The following is a 16,146-nucleotide window of genomic DNA, read 5'->3' as shown; positions in this document are numbered from 1 at the left end:
TGTCGTCGTCACCACTTCAGGGTGCCGGGCCGGAAGCAGACCGGGAACGACGAACGGGCGGGTTGTGGACAACCCGCCCGTCGTGCCGACCTGTGGAAAGTACCCGGCCGGAGAGTGCTCAGCTCGCTTCGGAGAGCTTCCCGCGCAACTGCATCACGGCCTTGGTGTGCATCTGACAGATCCGGGACTCGGTGACCCCCAGCACCCGGCCGATCTCGGCGAGGGTGAGGCCCTCGTAGTAATAGAGGGTCACCACGATCTTCTCCCGCTCCGGCAACTGGTTGATCGCGCGGGAGAGCATGAACTTGGTCTCCTCGCTCTCGAACGCCTGGACCGGATCCTCGGCCTTGGTGTCCTCGAGCGTGTCGACCAGCGAGAGCTTGTCGCCCTTCTCGCCGCCGACCGTCAGGAGCTCGTCGAGCGCCACCACGTTGACGTAGGAGACCTGGGAGAAGACGGCGTGCAGCTCTTCGAGCGTCATTCCCAGACGCTCGGCCACCTCAGGCTCGGTGGGTGAACGGTGCAGCTCGCCCTCGAGGGAGGCATAGGCGCGCTCCACCTCGCGGGCCTTGTAACGCACCGATCGCGGGATCCAGTCGATGGCCCGCAGCTCGTCGATGATCGCGCCCCGAATACGGGAGATCGCGTAGGTCTCGAACTTGATCGCGCGGTCGATGTCGAACTTCTCGATGGCGTCGATCAGACCGAAGATGCCGTAGGAGACCAGATCGGCCTGCTCGATGTTCGGCGGCAGACCTACGCCGACCCGGCCGGCCACGTACTTCACCAGCGGCGAGTAATGCAGAATCAGGCGTTCGCGGGTCGTCTGGTCGCCGGTGAGCTTGAACTTCTCCCAGCGCGCCCGCAAAGCGGCTTCGTTGGCCGCGACGGCGTCCTCCGCGGTCACGTCGACGAGAGCGTCGCTGTCGGCAGTCACCCGGGTCCCTCCCTGCTCAGCGCCTAGTCATCCGGTCAGGCTGCTTGGTTGTGCTCAGGCCCTGGGGTGGGCCTGACGGTAGCTCGCGCGCAGCCGGTCCACGGAAACGTGGGTGTAGAGCTGCGTAGTCGTGAGCGTAGCGTGACCGAGCAGTTCCTGTACGCTACGAAGGTCCGCGCCGCCGTCGAGAAGATGAGTCGCAGCGCTGTGACGTAACCCGTGCGGGCCAAGCGAGGGAGCGTCTTTCACCCGTTCGAGTGCCTGATGCACCACCTGTCGGACTTGGCGCTGGTTGACCCGACCTCCCCGTTTTCCCAAAAACGCCGCCGCACCGCTATTTTCGCTGGTCAGGGCCGGTCTCGCGCGATCCAGCCAGGAATTCAGGGCAGTGGCCGCCGGTACTCCGAACGGAACGACGCGTTCCTTGCCGCCCTTGCCCAGGACCCGGATCGTGCGGCGTTCCCGGTCGATGTCGTCGACGTCGAGCGAGCAAAGTTCACCCACTCGGACGCCCGTCGCGTAGAGCAACTCCAGGAGAGCAAGATCGCGGACGAGCATCGGGTCGCCGGGCGGGACCTTGAGTGTTTCAGAACCAGTTTCCGTCAGACCGTTCTCGACCGCTCCGGCGGCCTCGGCCAGAGCACCGCGGGCCTGGTCCTGGCGGAGGACACCGGGCAGCCGCTGCCCTCGCTTCGGGGCCTGCAACCGGGCTCCTGGATCGGTGCCGAGCCGGCCACCGCGGTACAGCCAGCGGCTCAGCGCCCGAGCACTCGCCGCCCGCCGCGCCAGGGTGGACCGGGCCTGACCCGCCGAGGACATCGACGCCAGCCAGGAGCGCAGCACGGCGAGCGTGAACAGATCATCGAGGGCCCGGTCCGCGCCGACCGAGCCCCGGGCGTGTCGCAGGAGCTCGGTGGCGTCGGCCGAGTAGGCCCGCACGGTGTGCTCGGAAAGGTTGCGTTCAACCGCCAGGTGACGGGCGAACTCCTCGACCAGGACCTCGTCGTGTGCGTTCCTCACGTTCGGGGAATGGTGGACGCCCGCGGGCTCGGTCGATCGGTCAGAGGGCTGGTCGGGCATCTGCCCACCGTCCCCCTTTCGGGCGGACGGCTCAAGCACAGGGGGCGGTGTGCCGTGCAGGTGTCATGAGCAGGACTAGTCTCCGGGGGATGAATCGACCTCCCGACGCACCGGGAAAACGTCTCCTCCGGATCGGTACCCGGTCCTCCCCGATGGCGCTGGCGCAGGTCGAGCGCGTGCGCACGGAACTCACCGCAATCGTGCCCGGGTTGGTGGTGGAGGTCGTCCCGGTCACCACCAGCGGCGACCGCTGGCCTGGCGCCCTGTCCGAACTCGGCGGTAAGGGCGCCTTCACCAAGGAAGTCGACCAGCTGCTCCTGTCCGGCGAGGTCGACCTGGCCGTGCACTGCATGAAAGACGTCCCCGGCGACCGGCCGGTACCGGCCGGCACCACGTTCGCCTCTTACCTGGAACGCGACGACGTTCGGGACGCCCTCATCCACCCCGGCGGCCTTTCCCTCGACCAGCTGCCCCCGGGCTCCCGCATCGGCACCTCCGCCGTCCGGCGCATCGCCCAGTTGTCCCGCCACTACCCGCACCTGACCACCGTGCCGATCCGCGGCAACGCCAACAGCCGGCTGGCCAAGCTGGAGGCCGGGCACGCCGATGCCCTCCTGCTCGCCTACTCCGGCCTGGAGCGCATCGGCGAGACGGTCCGCGCGACCCAGATCCTCGATGTCGGGACGATGTGCCCGCCGATCGGTGCCGGTGTACTCGGTCTGCAGTGCCGGGAGAACGACGCGGACACCATCGACCTCGTCGATCGTCTGGGCAGTCCCGACACCTGGCAGCAGACCACGGCCGAGCGGATGCTGCTGCACGTGCTGCAGGGTCACTGCAACAGCCCGATCGCCGGGTTCGCGTCGTCCCTGCCCGACGGTCGTCTCACCCTGCGCGCCATGGTCTTCTCCCTGGACGGCAAGACCTCCCTGGAGGCCGAGGAGACCGGCAGCGCCTCGGACCCGGTGCTGCTCGGCACCTCGGTCGCCATCACCCTGCTGCGACAGGGTGCCAGGGAGCTGATCGACGAGTCCGCGGACCAGCACTGACGAACGAGCCGACAACCGGGATCGAAGGCCAGGAACCGCTGACGGCTGTGGACTGACAGACGGGACGTCATCGACCGGATCCCCTTGTCTCCCGGCGCAATCGGGCAGGGGCTCGGCGCCAACCGTCCCCTTCTCGCTCGGCCAGACCGCGCAGTTCCAGCCGGGCCAATGACGCGGTCACGGATCTCTCCTGGGCCCCGGCCCTCGTGCACAGCACCGACACCAGCACTCCCTTGCGCACCGGCAAGGCATCGAGCACGTGCAGGTCACGTGGCTCGAGCCCGTCGTACTCCGCAGCCGGGACGATCTCATCCTCGGCCATGAAAGCCCCGATCGGGCCGACCAGTTCGCAGAGTTCATCGGCCGAGGTGACACAGACCGCGCCGTTACGGAGCAACCGGTGGGCGCCGTACGACGAGGGTGACGTGATCGGGCCCGGCACCGCCCCGACCGGGATGCTCAGCCGGTCGGCCCAGTTGGCGGTCCCCATCGTGCCCGAGCGGTTACCGGCCTCGACCACGCAGGTGGCCCGGCCGAGGGCCGCGATGATGCGGTTGCGGAAGATGAAGCGCCACTTCGTCGGCACCTGCCCCGGCGGGACCTCGCTGACCAACGCTCCGAACCTGCCGATCTCACCGATCAGCAACTCGTTCGTCGGCGGGTAGGCCCGGTCGAGACCGCCGGCCAGCACCGCGAGGGTAGGACCGCCCACGGCGAGCGCACCTCGGTGCGCGGCTGCGTCGATACCCAGCGCGGCACCGGACACGACCGTGACACCCCGGTCGGCGCAGCCCGTGCCCAGGTCGGTGGCCACGTGTTCGCCGTAGCTGGTGGCCGCACGCGCACCGACGATCGAGACCGAGACGACGCAGGCCTCGTCCAGGCGCATCGGTCCGCGAACGTACAGGCAGAAGGGCATCCCGGTCTCCAGCCGGTTCAGCCCGTCGGGCCATTCCGGGTCGGACGGGATCAGCAACCGACCGCCGAGCCTCTGGAGGTTGTGCAGGTCACGCGCGGGATCGAGGGCGACAAGACGCTTGGCATAACGCTTCTCGCCGCGACCGGCCCGCACCTCGGCCAGCGCGGCCACCGCGCCCCGCCGGGCCACCCACGCACCGGCCCGGATGTCACCCGGCTCGGCCAGCCTGCTCCAGGCCACCCGGGCCAGACGCTCCTCGTGATCAGCACCGTCGCCGGCACTCCACTGACCAACGCCCCCGTGGCCGACACTCGCTCCACCGAAACCGTCACCATCAAACCTGTCACCACCAGCCCCGTCACGACCGATGGCCCCGACCCCGACCTTCCCGTCGCGTTCCGTCCCACCGACCACGACGTCCCCCGTCTCCGCTGTGTTCTCTGACCTCACCCGGAGGTCGTCCAGCTCGATCCCGTCCGTCCCACCGATGTCTGTTGTGGGTGGGACACTTCGGTTCAGCGGAACATCTCCCAGATCGATGCCGGGTGGCCGGTTCCGGACCGTCCACGCTCCCTCGGAACGACCAGCCCCGGCGCCTTCCGGGCTCTCCCGGAACCCCTCTCCCCCGCTCACACCGACACCTGCCCACGCCGACGCAACATCAGCGCGCGGGACACGTCGTCGCGGTCGGGTTCGGAGCGACCCGCCAGGTCGGCCACGGTCCAAGAAACCCTCAATACCCTGTCGTGGCCACGGATCGAGAGTCGGCCATGATCCAGGGCCCGGTCGACGTCCTGGGTGACCTTCGGGGAGAGTCTCAGCGGCCCCCGCAGGTAGCTGCCGGAGATCTCACCGTTGCAGGTCCACGGGGTGTCGGCCAGCCGGTCACGGGCGATCATCCTGGCCGCCAGAACCCGGCGTCTCACGGTCGCGGAGCTCTCTGCCCGATCTCCCGCAGCCATGTCGGCCCTCGAGACCGGCAGCACGTCGACCTGTAGGTCCACCCGGTCGAGCAACGGCCCTGAGAGCCTGGACAGGTACCGCCGCCGCGCCACCGGGGCGCACACGCAATCCAGCCCCTTACCCACGGCGAAGCCGCACGGGCACGGATTGCTGGCCAGCACCAGCAGGAATCGCGCCGGGAACCGGGCCATGCCGTTGGCCCGGTGGATCACCAGGTCACCGTGCTCGAGAGGCTGCCGCAGCGAGTCCAGCACCTGACTGTGAAACTCACCGGCCTCGTCGAGGAACAGGATGCCCCGGTGCGCCAGTGAGGCGGCCCCCGGGTGAGGGAGCCCGCTGCCACCGCCGACCATAGAGACGACGGTGCAGGTGTGGTGCGGGTTCTGGAACGGGGGCCGGCGGATCAGGCCGGTCTGCGGATCGAGGGTGCCTGCCACCGAGTGCACCGCCGTCACCTCCACCGCCTCGTCGTCGTCCAGATCAGGCAGGAGCCCCGGCAACCGGGAGGCGAGCAACGTCTTCCCGGTGCCGGGCGGCCCCATCAGCAGGAGGTGATGCCCTCCGGCAGCAGCAAGTTCCAGCGCCTGGCGGGCCTCGTTCTGACCGATCACGTCCGACAGGTCGGGCTGCGGGCCGGACCGGACCGGACCCCGCAGCGGCGCCAGATCACGCGGCCGCACCAGCACGTCGCCTGGGTTCGCCGTGTCATCGTCGGATTCGGCGAGCAGGACGCTGCGCGACGAAGCGTGCAGCAGCGGAAGCTGCTGCACGGATGCCGGCGAACCTCCGGCGGTGCCACCGTGCAGGTGAATCAGATCGGCGAGGGTACTCATCGCGTGTACCCGGGCACCGGGCACCAGCCGGGCCTCGGCGGCGTTGGCCGCAGGCACGACCACGTCGGGATGCCCGCTGCGTACCGCCGCAAGCGTCGCAGGCAGCACCCCCCGCACCGGGCGGACCCGGCCGTTCAGCCCGAGTTCGCCGATGTGGACGTGGTTCTGCACCACCGATGCGTCCAGCACTGTCTGGGCGGTGAGCAGGGCCACGGCGATGGCCAGGTCGAACCCACTTCCGGCCTTGGGGAGTGCCGCCGGGGACAGGTTCACCGTGATGCGGCGCTGCGGCAGGGGGTGCCCGGAATTGAAGCAGGCGGCTCGCACCCGGTCACGGGACTCGGTGAGCGAGGCGTCGGGAAGTCCGACCAGAGTGAAAGCCGGTAGTCCGAGAGCAATGTCGGCCTCCACGTCGATCACGTGCCCGGCCATGCCGACGATGGCGACGGACAACGCCCGGCCCAGCGCCATCAGAGCACCCCCTTCAGGTGCACCAGGCGCGTGGTGCCGCGGACCGGGCGGACGATGCCGACCACGTCGACGCGCACGTCGCGGAAGAACTGGTTCTGCGATGCCAGCCAGAAGCCGGTCAGGCGACGCAGACGGCCCACCTTCACGGCCGTGACAGCCTCGAACGGGTCACCCGCCCGGAGGGACTGCCGAGTCTTCACCTCGCACACCACCAGGCACTGACCCTCCAGCGCCACCAGGTCGATCTCCCCGACCCGGCACCGCCAGTTGCGTGCCAGGATCCGGCAGCCCGTTGCCCTCAGGTGAGCGGCCGCCAGATCCTCCCCGTACCGGCCGAGTTCGGCCTTCGCCATCTGCATGGCCGAAAGCTTGCGCTGTGAAGCGGTTCCCCGTCAGCCGCGAAATGCCGCCTGTGGACAAACCCCGGGTCTTGCCGACCTGTGGAAAACCCGGCCGGTGGAAAACCGGACCTCAGCGATGCATAGAGGAACCGCACTCCGAGCAGAAGGCCGCACCCGGCACGTTCTTCGTTGACTCACAGCCCGGGCAGGCCTGCTGCTGCTGGAACTTCCGGCCGCAGCTGGAGCAGAACTTGCCGCCGTCCACCTTCGCGGCGCAGTGCGGGCAGGTCACGACGCTGCGCTCGGAGACGTTGAGATCCTTGTTCCAGTCGACCGACCGGGCCTGGTCGTACATCTGCTGCACCTGGGCCTGCGACTGGGCCCGGGACAGCTCCTCGTGCACGAACGGCGAGCACCGCGCGCACTGGCCGACCTGCTCGTTCCAGCAGACCTCGTGACACACCCAGTCGCTGCAGCCCCGGCACTGGCGGAACTCGTGGCGGACGGTCTCGACCGCCTCGCTCATCGCCTTGTCCTTGGCCGCGGAATTGGTTCCGCGGTCCCAGTAGTTGGCCAGGTTGCCGATCCGGCCGGCATTACCGCCGAGGAAGTTGCCGACGGTGCGCAGGACGTTCTGCGCCATCTCCACCTTGTCCCGCACGAACGGGGACCGGTGACCGTTGCCGCAGCGCTCGCAATAGAACTCGAACTGGAAACCGTCGTTGTTCGAGAGGTCACGCACGTTGTCGGTGAACGCATAGTGCTGGGACACGACGGTCATGCTAAATGCCCAGGGGCCGGTGAAGACAGCTTTCCGGACAGGTTTCCCACCGTTGGCGCAATCGCCGCCGTCCCGGCGTTTGGTGCCGATGCCACGTCCGGCAGGGGTGCACCCCCGCATCCGTGGGACCCTGACCGAAAGATAAGGGGACGAATCCGTCGAACGGGGCGTTGAACCGGACGTGATCTGTCGGGGGGCACCACTAGAGTCGGCCGGGTCATGATGATCTCGGTCGAGAACCTCACCAAACGCTACGGCGCTGTCACCGCGCTCGACGGGCTGACCTTCGCCATCGAGCCAGGTGTCGTCGGTCTGGTCGGCGCCAACGGCGCCGGCAAGTCCACGATGATCAAGATCCTGCTCGGGTTGCTACCCGCCACCACGGGCAGTGCCCGGGTACTGGATCTTGACGTTGCCACCGACGGCCCCACCATCCGGCAACGTGTGGGCTACATGCCCGAGCACGACTGCCTTCCGGCCGACATGTCGGCCACCGAGTTCGTGCTGCACATGGCGCGCATGTCCGGTCTCCCACTCACTGCGGCCCGTGAACGCACCGCGGACACATTGCGTCACGTCGGTCTCTACGAGGAGCGGTACCGCTCCATGGGTGGCTACTCGACCGGCATGAAACAGCGGGTCAAGCTGGCCCAGGCCCTGGTTCACGACCCGGGCATGCTGCTGCTCGACGAACCGACCAACGGACTCGACCCGGCCGGGCGCGACCAGATGCTCGCACTGCTGCGCCGGATCGGCACCGAGTTCGGCATCCCGATGCTCGTCACGTCCCACTTGCTGGGCGAACTCGAGCAGGTGTGCGACCACATCGTGGTGGTGGACGGCGGCCGGCTGCTGCGCTCCACCTCTACCGCGGACGTCACCTCCGCCAGCCGCATCCTGGCGATCGAGGTGAACGAGCGGGCCGACGACCTGGGCCGCGCCCTGCACGCCGCGGGCCTCTCGGTGCACCCCGCCGGACGGCAGATCGAGGTGGAACTGATCGACGACACCACCTACGACATCGTGCTCGACACTGTGGTGCAGCTCGGCGTGGGTCTGCACCGGCTGGAGCGTCGCCGTCACCGGATGGCCGAGATCTTCCGCGCCGACCCCACTCTCGACCCGAACGGACAGGACGGCCAGGACGCCTCGAACGGCACCGCGCAGGCAGCAGCCGCAGCGTTGCAGCAACGTTGGGCCGCGGCCGCCGGCCAGGGACCGCAGAGCACGCCGCACCACGAACAGCAACCGGACGAGGGGAGGCAGCGATGAGCAGCAACGGCGGTGTCATCCACGACATCGGGTTCCGGCACTACGACGGGCCCAGGCTCGGCCGGGGTTACCTGATCCGGTCGCTGTACGTCGAGAGCCTGCGGGGCTGTTACGGTCTCGGCCGCTCGGCCAAGTCGAAGATCATGCCGTTCCTGCTGCTGGTGGTACTGGTCGCCCCGGCGATCATCATCGCGGTGGTGGCGGGCGTGACGAACATGAAGAAGCTGCCGATCGACTACGTGGGCTACATGTTCGCCCTGGAGTCGGCGATCGCGATCTTCCTCGCGGCCCAGGCACCGGCCACGGTGTCGCGTGACCTCCGGTTCCGGGTGATGCCGCTGTACCTGTCGCGGCCGCTGTCCCGCAATGACTATGTGGCGGCCAAGTACGGCGCGATGAGCACGGCGCTCTTCATCCTCATCGCGGTGCCGCAGACCGTTCTGTTCCTCGGCGCCCTGCTGGCCAAGATGTCGTTCTGGCCGAACGCGAAAGACTGGGCCGCAGGGCTTCTCGGAGCGTTGCTCCTGTCGTTGGTGCTGGCCGGGATCGGCCTGCTGATCGCCTCGATCACCCCGCGCCGGGGCTTCGGGGTCGCCGCGGTGATCACCGTGCTGCTGCTCCTGGGACTGGTCAGCAGCGCACTGGCGTCCCTCGCTGACATCAACGGCCATCCCGACCTGGCCGGGTACTTCGCCCTGCTGAACCCGGTCTCCCTGGTCCAGGGCGTACTGCACTGGCTGGTCGACGCCGACGTCTCCTACCCGCAGCCCCCTCCCGGCACGACGGGCGGCCTGGTGTTCACCGCCGCCATGCTCGCCGTGATCGCCGGCTGCTACGCCCTCCTCCTCGCCCGCTACCGAAAGGTGTCGGCGTCATGACCGCAACACTCCCCTACGCACCCCGCACCGAAGCGGCCCCGGTCGAGATGAAGCTCGAGCAGGTCAGCCGCTGGTTCGGGAACGTCGTCGCAGTGAACGACGTCTCGATGACGATCCGGCCCGGGGTCACCGGGCTGCTGGGCCCCAACGGCGCCGGCAAGTCCACCCTGATCCACCTGATGAGCGGTTTCCTGCCGCCGTCGTCGGGCACCGTCACCGTGGGTGGCGAGCCGACCTGGCACAACGAGAGCATCTACCGCCGCATCGGCCTGGTGCCCGAGCGGGAGGCGATGTACGACGGCGTCTCCGGCTGGAACTTCGTGCTGGCCAACGCGAAACTGCACCGGCTGCCCGACCCCCGGGCCGCGGCCCAGCGGGCCATCGAGACCGTCGACATGCAAGCGGCCGCCTCGCGCGACGTAGGCACCTACTCCAAGGGCATGAAGCAGCGCATCAAGATGGCGACCGCCCTGGTGCACGACCCGGACGTACTCCTGCTGGACGAGCCCTTCAACGGTATGGACCCGCGCCAGCGTCTGCAGTTGATGGACCTCATGACCGAACTCGGCCGCAGCGGCCGGGTGGTGCTGTTCAGCTCGCACATCCTCGAGGAGGTCGAGCAGATCGCGGCGGGGATCGAAGTGATGGTTGCCGGACGGCATGCGGCGTCCGGTGACTTCCGCGAGATCCGCCGTCTGATGACCGAGCGCCCGCACCAGTACACGATCCGATCCAGCGACGACCGCGCCCTGGCGGCGGCCCTGATCGCCGACGGTTCCACCTCCGGGGTGGAACTGGGACGCAAGACCGGGTCGCCCGTGCTCAACGTGCAGGCCACCGACTTCAACCGGTTCGCGCACCGCCTGCCGGTCTTCGCCCGGGAACGAGGGATCCGCCTGTACGAGGTCACACCGGCCGACGAGTCGCTGGAAAAGGTCTTCTCCTACTTGGTGAACCGATGAACGCCACCGTCGCCGGGCTCACCTGGCACAGTTTGGTCGGGCGCCGTCGCGCCCTCCTGCTGTTCATCCTCCCCGTCGTACTGATCGCCCTTGCCGTGCTGGTGCGGCTGGTCAGCGGCGAGTCCAGCGGCAGCGCCACCGATCTGCTGGGTTCGTTCTCACTCGGCTTCCTGATCCCGCTGCTCTGCCTGATCGCCGGCACCGGCGCAATCGGGCCGGAGATCGATGACGGATCGATCGTCTACCTGCTGGCGAAACCGCTGAACCGGTACGTGATCGCGGTCAGCAAATGGATCGTTGCCATCGGCGTGATCGTACTGTTCGGCGTTCTGCCCACCCTGGTCTCGGGTTTCATCCTGGCGGGCAACCAGGACGGTGTCGCCACCGGTTTCGCCACCGGGGCGCTGCTGGCCGGCGTCGCGTACATCACCGTCTTCCTGCTGCTGGCCGTGATCACCCGCAACGCGGTCGTGATCGGCCTGCTCTACGCGCTGGTCTGGGAGGCCGCGATCGGCGGGTACGTACCCGGCGCCCAGACTCTCAGCATCCAGCAGTGGGCCCTGGCTGTCACCGAGAAGATGCTCGGTGACGCCGCACCAGGCCTCGGGGTGGACTCGGCCGTGGGGCTGACCACCGGCCTGGTGCTGCTGTTCGTGGTGAGTTTCGGCGGGCTGGCCTACACCGGATTCCGTCTGCGCAGCATCCGCATCGGCGGCGAGGAGTAGAGCACCCAAACAGCGAACTGCCCACCACCACGAGGGTGCGGGCAGTTCGCTGTTCTGTGTTCAACTCGCGTTGCCGAAGCCACCGTTCTTCGGCAGCTGCAGGTCGTTCGGAGTGAGTTCCTCGACGTTCACGTCCTTGAACGTGACCACCTTGACCGCCTTCACGAACCGGGCCGGACGATAGACGTCCCACACCCAGGCATCACTCATCGAGACCTCGAAGTAGACCTCGCCGTCCGCGGACCGCACCTGCAGATCCACCTGGTTAGCCAGATAGAAACGGCGTTCGGTCTCGACCACGTAACTGAAGAGACCGACCACGTCGCGATACTCGCGATAGAGCTGTAGCTCCATCTCGGTCTCGTAGTTCTCCAGGTCTTCGGCGCTCATCTGGCCTCCCCTCCGGTTCCGGTCGGCGGGGTGAGGACCGTCCGGGTTCGCCAGGCCTGCCGTCGCTCGTTCATACCTGCCGCTTGCTCCTGTGTGCCGCTGGTCGGGACCGTCACGCACTGCCAGGACATGATTACCATCTGCCCGCATCAGCGCGCTCACGGCCCCGCTTTCGTCCCATGATGGCGCAGAACGCAGCGTCCGGTGACTCATGCCGCGCGGCTCTTCGCCGCAGACGCCCCGGCCTCCACCGAATCGCCCCGTCCCGGCCTGCGACAACACCCCGGCCACTCACCCATCCCCGCGAAAAATCGAGCCTCAAGGGGCTGGTGTGACCGGAGCAGAGGACGCGGGTGGGCACCGGCGGGCTTCTCACGGGAGCGCTGCGGACCGGGTCAATCATTCGGGTCGCAGCGAACCTGGGAACAGCAAACCCGGGCCCGCGCAGACCGGGGCAGCACGAACGGGGCTTCACGAACCAGCGCCGCACGAACCAGCGCCCCACCAACCAGCGCCGGCGCAGTGTCCACGAGCCTCGACCGGTTCCCACCGGAGCCCGCATCCATGACTGGGGAATTTCCGTGCGCACTGAGCGCACGGAAATTCCCCGATCAAGGTTCCGAGCCCTTGAGCGGCAACGCATGAGGCGGGCTGGGTCCGGGCGGCTCTGGTCAAGCAGCAACGGCTCAGCCCAGTGCCAGCCCCAGCTCCACACCGCCCCAGGCCAGCATCAGTCCGGCCACGATCGACACGAGGACGTACCCCGTAGCCACCCCGAGCCGCTTCTGCCGGGCCAGTTGCACGGTCTCGAAACTGAACGTGCTGTAGGTGGTGAACGCCCCGCACCAGCCCGTCCCGGCCGCGGCCAGCACCTCGCTGCTGATCGCCCCGCCCGCGGCCAGACCCATGAGCAGCCCGAGCACGGACGATCCGGACAGGTTGATGAGCAGCGTTCCCAGGGGCAGTCCGCTGGAGTGCCGGGCTTGCACCCATCGATCAAGGAGGTACCGGCACGGCGCCCCGAGCGCGGCACCGAGAGCGACCATCAGCGGGATCACGGGAGCCCTTCCGGCTCAGTTTCGCCTGGAAGGCCGGACGGGGCTGACGGAGTTGACGGGACCGACCGGCCAGACAAGGTCGACGAGCTGGACGAGGTGGAAGAGCCCGACAGCCGCGACGCAAGGGCCGGGGTCGCGCTGACGAATGCTGTCACCAGGGCTTGGCCCCCGACCACGGCCAGCAGCGCTCCGGCCAGGGTCAGCGTCACGTATCCCCCGGCGACCAGAGGACGACCGGCGTCGATGAGGTGAAAAGTGTCGGTGCTGTAGGTGGAGAAGGTGGTGAAGCCCCCGAGAATGCCGACCCCGATGAACGGCCGGGTCAGGGGATGCGCCCGGGGAAAGCGGGCGAGCAGCGCCATCAGTACGCCCATGAACAGCCCACCGGCAATGTTGATGGCCACGATCGCCCACGGAAAGGAGCCGGGCACAGCGGGGATCATCTGGGTCAGACCGTAGCGGGCTTCGGCACCGACCACCCCGCCCAGGGCGATCGCCCCGAGCGTCGCGGGACCGGCACCGGCCGCCTTCCGAGGAGTCTCCGGACCGGCGGAACGGGTCTGTTCCGGCCGGAGGGCACCGTCTGTCATGGGAAGAGGGTCAGTTCTTCGTGGTCGTACCCCACCGCCCGGCTGTGCTGGGGAGGTGCCAGCTCCACCGGCCGGCCACCGGCCGCCACCGGCGACCCACCGGCTCCCGCGGCTCCCGCGGCTCCCGCGTCCACCAGACCTTCAGCGTCCACCAGACCTTCAGCGTCCACCAGACCTTCAGCGTCCACCAAACCGTTCGCAACGTCCTCGGTGACCTCATCGGGAACCGGCCCCATCGAATCCGCGAGCTCGGCCGCATCTTCTTGCGACCCCAGCCCGTCCAGATCGAGCGTCTCGCCGTACACGCCGTCGGAACCAGGGATGTTCCAGGAGAGCCGGTGCAACCGGCTCGGACCCAGACGCCGGAGCGCGGCCAGGTGATCGGGCGCCGAGTAGCCCTTGTTGAGTTCCCAGCCGTAGCCCGGGTACTCGTCGGCGAACTGGACCATCAGGCCGTCCCGCTCGACCTTGGCCAGCACACTCGCGGCCGCCACGGCCGCGCACCGCAGGTCGGCCTTCACCTGCGTGACCACCCGGGCGGGCACGATAGACGCAATCGGCACCCCGTCGACGAAGGTCAGGGGATGCCCGACCGCGACCGGGTCCTCCTCGAAGTCGAACAATGCCGTGCCCTGCGGGGCCTCCTCGACCGCCTCGGCCGGCACGCTCAGCCAGTCGTGCGAGCCGTCCAGCAATGCGCAGTCGGGCTTCACCTCGAGCGTGGCGAACGCCCGCGCGGCCGCCAGACGTAGGCCGGCGATGATGCCGATCTCGTCGATCTCGTCCGCCCCGGCGTGCCCGACAGCACTCATCGGAGCCCAGCGACGCAGCTTCGGAACGAGCTTCTCGCGGGCTGCGGGGGCTAGGAGCTTGGAATCGCGGACGCCGGTCGGCGCCGAGGGCGTCTCCAGATCCACCACGACGATCCCGACGGTGACCGGCCCGGCCAGCGAACCGCGACCGACCTCGTCGATCCCCGCGACGAAACGATGACCCTCGCGCAGCAGCTTGCGCTCCTCGCGCAGCGTGGGCGGCTGTGCCGACAGCTTCTTCAGCAGGGCCTTCTTCGCCGCGGCCTTGCGGGCCTTCGCCCGCTGCGCGGCGGCCTGCTGGGCCAGGGCCTTCTTCGTCGGCGGCCTGGGAGCGGACGCCGGGGTCATCGTGTAGTCACCACCTGGAGGGATCGACGGCAGAGATCGAAAGTCCGGAATCACTCGGACTGCCCGACGCTACCTGACTTGGGCGGGATCTTGGCGCGAAGGGGCAGAAGTTACGTGTGTTCTACGACGAGTCCACGGCGTCGAACACGTCCGACGGGTTCGTCAGCGGCGACATCCGTTTCAGCGGCCACACCCGGGCGAACGCGACGCCCACCACGTTGTCGATCGGCACCGTGCCGTCGGCGTTGTCGCGGTGGTACCGGGAGTCGGCCGAGTCGCCCCGGTTGTCGCCCATGACCCAGACGTGGTCCGCCGGAACGGTGACCGTGAACTCGTCCTCGCTGGGAGCACTTCCGGTCTTCACGTACGGCTCGCCGATCGGCGTGCCGTTGACCGTGACCCGTCCCTGCTTGTCGCAGCAGACCACCTTGTCGCCGGGCAGGCCGATGAGTCGCTTGATCAGGTGGTTGTCGGCATCGCTGGGCATCAGGCCGACGAACATCAGCGCGCTGTGCACGCGTTCCACGGTCGGGCTGCTCGCGGGGGCCTTCTCGGACGCGGGAAGCCAGCCGCCCGGGTCCTGGAACACCACGATGTCGCCGCGGTTGAGGGTGAACGGGCCGGGCGTCATCTTGCTGACCAGCACCCGGTCACCGACCTGAAGGGTGTTCTCCATCGACGACGACGGGATGAAGAACGCCTGCATCAGGTAGGTCTTGATGAGCAGCGACAGACCCAGCGCGATGAGCAGCACCAGGAAGACCTCGCGGACGAGGAAGCCGGCAGCCTGGACCGGGGTGAGCGGCGGGTCTTCCGGCTTCGGCCGGTGGGCCAGCGGCCGGAACTTGCCCGGGCCCGACTTCTTCGGGCGCGGGGGCTTTCCGGCGCGGACCCGCTCGGCGTCGAGAGCGTCGCGGCGGCTCATCCCCCGCGGACGGCTCGCCGGGGTGCGGCGGGCGCGGCGCCAGGCCTCCTCGCCCTCGTCCGGGTCGGGTCGCCCCGGGGCGCGATGCGAGCTCACGCCTGAGGTCACGGAGCCGGGACGTTCGCGAACGTCGAGGACGGGTTACGCAGCAAGCTGAAGCGGTCCAGCGGCCAGACGTTCACGAAGGCCCGGCCGACGATGTTGTCTTCCGGCACCATCCCGTTGTTGATGTCGGGGTGGTAGCGGGAGTCCTGGGACACCGAACGATGGTCGCCCAGCACCCAGACGTGCCCGGCGGGAACCGTCACGGAGAACGTCTTCTCGCTCGGCTGGTCGCCCGGGTACAGGTACGGCTCGTCGATCGGCACACCGTTGACGGTCACCCGCCCCTGGTCGTCGCAGCAGGCGACGGTGTCGCCCGGCAGACCGATGACGCGCTTGATCAGGTGGTCGTCCGAGTTGCTGGGCACCAGCCCGACGAAGCTCAGGGCCTGGTGGACGCGGCCCGCGGGGGCCGCCGTGCTGTCACCGAGCCAGCCGCCCGGGTCCTGGAAGACGACGATGTCGCCGCGGTGCAGGTCGAACGGGCCGGGCGTCAGCTTGCTCACCAGCACCCGGTCGCCGGTCAGCAGCGTGTTCTCCATCGACGGGGAGGGGATGAAGAACGCCTGCACCAGAAAGGTCTTGATCAGCAGGGAAAGACCGAGCGCGATGACGAGCACCAGCGCGAGCTCACGCACCAGGCCGAAGAAGGCGGCCACCGGGCCGGGCGTGGGCTTGTCCACCTGGGTGTCCTCAGGAGCTTGCGGCGG

The 16,146-nt window shown here is 68.7% G+C and carries 17 protein-coding genes; 5 read left to right on the top strand and 12 right to left on the bottom strand.

Features of this window, described 5'->3' with window-relative positions:
* Positions 1-118 precede the first annotated feature (118 nt).
* Both whiG and QSK05_RS17340 read right to left on the bottom strand, forming a co-directional pair.
* On the bottom strand, positions 119-907 hold the full coding sequence (gene whiG / locus QSK05_RS17345; RefSeq protein ID WP_331282992.1) for an RNA polymerase sigma factor WhiG: 789 nt from the start codon (positions 905-907) through the stop codon (positions 119-121).
* A gap of 84 nt (positions 908-991) precedes the next feature.
* On the bottom strand, positions 992-1,957 hold the full coding sequence (locus QSK05_RS17340; RefSeq protein WP_352301583.1) for a tyrosine recombinase XerC: 966 nt from the start codon (positions 1,955-1,957) through the stop codon (positions 992-994).
* A 149-nt stretch (positions 1,958-2,106) separates the two neighbouring features.
* Here QSK05_RS17340 and hemC point away from each other — a divergent pair, with 149 nt between their 5' ends.
* Positions 2,107-3,066, top strand: coding sequence for a hydroxymethylbilane synthase (hemC, locus tag QSK05_RS17335; protein ID WP_285598267.1), 960 nt, complete (start codon positions 2,107-2,109; stop codon positions 3,064-3,066).
* A gap of 67 nt (positions 3,067-3,133) precedes the next feature.
* Here hemC and dprA read toward each other — a convergent pair whose 3' ends face one another.
* From dprA to QSK05_RS17315, 4 genes are all read right to left on the bottom strand, one after another.
* A complete protein-coding gene (dprA, locus tag QSK05_RS17330; protein WP_285598266.1) occupies positions 3,134-4,225 on the bottom strand; it encodes a DNA-processing protein DprA in 1,092 nt (363 codons plus the stop codon).
* A 389-nt stretch (positions 4,226-4,614) separates the two neighbouring features.
* Positions 4,615-6,252 (bottom strand): YifB family Mg chelatase-like AAA ATPase, encoded by a 1,638-nt coding sequence (locus QSK05_RS17325; protein ID WP_285598265.1) that lies wholly within the window; start codon positions 6,250-6,252, stop codon positions 4,615-4,617.
* Complete coding sequence (locus tag QSK05_RS17320; RefSeq protein ID WP_285598264.1) at positions 6,252-6,611, bottom strand: YraN family protein; 360 nt, start codon at positions 6,609-6,611, stop codon at positions 6,252-6,254. Before QSK05_RS17320 ends, QSK05_RS17325 begins: the two co-directional genes overlap by 1 nt.
* A 112-nt stretch (positions 6,612-6,723) precedes the next feature.
* A complete protein-coding gene (locus QSK05_RS17315; RefSeq protein WP_285598263.1) occupies positions 6,724-7,365 on the bottom strand; it encodes a zinc ribbon domain-containing protein in 642 nt (213 codons plus the stop codon).
* A gap of 231 nt (positions 7,366-7,596) precedes the next feature.
* Here QSK05_RS17315 and QSK05_RS17310 point away from each other — a divergent pair, with 231 nt between their 5' ends.
* The 4 genes from QSK05_RS17310 to QSK05_RS17295 are packed head-to-tail and all read left to right on the top strand — an operon-like array spanning position 7,597 to position 11,211.
* Positions 7,597-8,646: an ABC transporter ATP-binding protein gene (locus QSK05_RS17310; protein WP_285598262.1), complete on the top strand. Its 1,050-nt coding sequence runs from the start codon at positions 7,597-7,599 to the stop codon at positions 8,644-8,646.
* A complete protein-coding gene (locus tag QSK05_RS17305; RefSeq protein ID WP_285598261.1) occupies positions 8,643-9,524 on the top strand; it encodes an ABC transporter permease in 882 nt (293 codons plus the stop codon). The genes QSK05_RS17310 and QSK05_RS17305 overlap by 4 nt, the downstream gene beginning before the upstream one ends.
* Entirely contained in the window at positions 9,521-10,486 is a 966-nt protein-coding gene (locus QSK05_RS17300; protein WP_285598260.1) for an ABC transporter ATP-binding protein, read from the top strand. The genes QSK05_RS17305 and QSK05_RS17300 overlap by 4 nt, the downstream gene beginning before the upstream one ends.
* On the top strand, positions 10,483-11,211 hold the full coding sequence (locus QSK05_RS17295; RefSeq protein WP_285598259.1) for an ABC transporter permease: 729 nt from the start codon (positions 10,483-10,485) through the stop codon (positions 11,209-11,211). Before QSK05_RS17300 ends, QSK05_RS17295 begins: the two co-directional genes overlap by 4 nt.
* A gap of 60 nt (positions 11,212-11,271) precedes the next feature.
* Here the strand turns inward: QSK05_RS17295 and QSK05_RS17290 are convergent, their stop codons facing one another.
* From QSK05_RS17290 to lepB (QSK05_RS17265), 6 genes are all read right to left on the bottom strand, one after another.
* Complete coding sequence (locus QSK05_RS17290; protein WP_231487432.1) at positions 11,272-11,601, bottom strand: DUF2469 domain-containing protein; 330 nt, start codon at positions 11,599-11,601, stop codon at positions 11,272-11,274.
* Between the two features lie 686 nt (positions 11,602-12,287).
* Positions 12,288-12,647, bottom strand: a complete 360-nt coding sequence (gene crcB / locus QSK05_RS17285; RefSeq protein ID WP_502879779.1) for a fluoride efflux transporter CrcB — start codon at positions 12,645-12,647, stop codon at positions 12,288-12,290.
* A gap of 8 nt (positions 12,648-12,655) precedes the next feature.
* Complete coding sequence (crcB, locus tag QSK05_RS17280; protein ID WP_285598257.1) at positions 12,656-13,249, bottom strand: fluoride efflux transporter CrcB; 594 nt, start codon at positions 13,247-13,249, stop codon at positions 12,656-12,658.
* Positions 13,246-14,409 carry a ribonuclease HII gene (rnhB, locus tag QSK05_RS17275; RefSeq protein WP_285598255.1) on the bottom strand — a complete coding sequence of 388 codons (1,164 nt, stop codon included), beginning with the start codon at positions 14,407-14,409 and terminating at the stop codon, positions 13,246-13,248. Before rnhB ends, crcB (QSK05_RS17280) begins: the two co-directional genes overlap by 4 nt.
* A 121-nt stretch (positions 14,410-14,530) precedes the next feature.
* Positions 14,531-15,430: a signal peptidase I gene (lepB, locus tag QSK05_RS17270; RefSeq protein WP_285598254.1), complete on the bottom strand. Its 900-nt coding sequence runs from the start codon at positions 15,428-15,430 to the stop codon at positions 14,531-14,533.
* An 8-nt stretch (positions 15,431-15,438) separates the two neighbouring features.
* A complete protein-coding gene (gene lepB / locus QSK05_RS17265) occupies positions 15,439-16,119 on the bottom strand; it encodes a signal peptidase I (protein WP_285598253.1) in 681 nt (226 codons plus the stop codon).
* Positions 16,120-16,146: the final 27 nt, after the last annotated feature.

It is taken from the genome of Kineosporia sp. NBRC 101731 (assembly GCF_030269305.1).
GTDB lineage: Bacteria > Actinomycetota > Actinomycetes > Actinomycetales > Kineosporiaceae > Kineosporia.
This window is presented reverse-complemented; position numbering and strand designations above follow the sequence as displayed.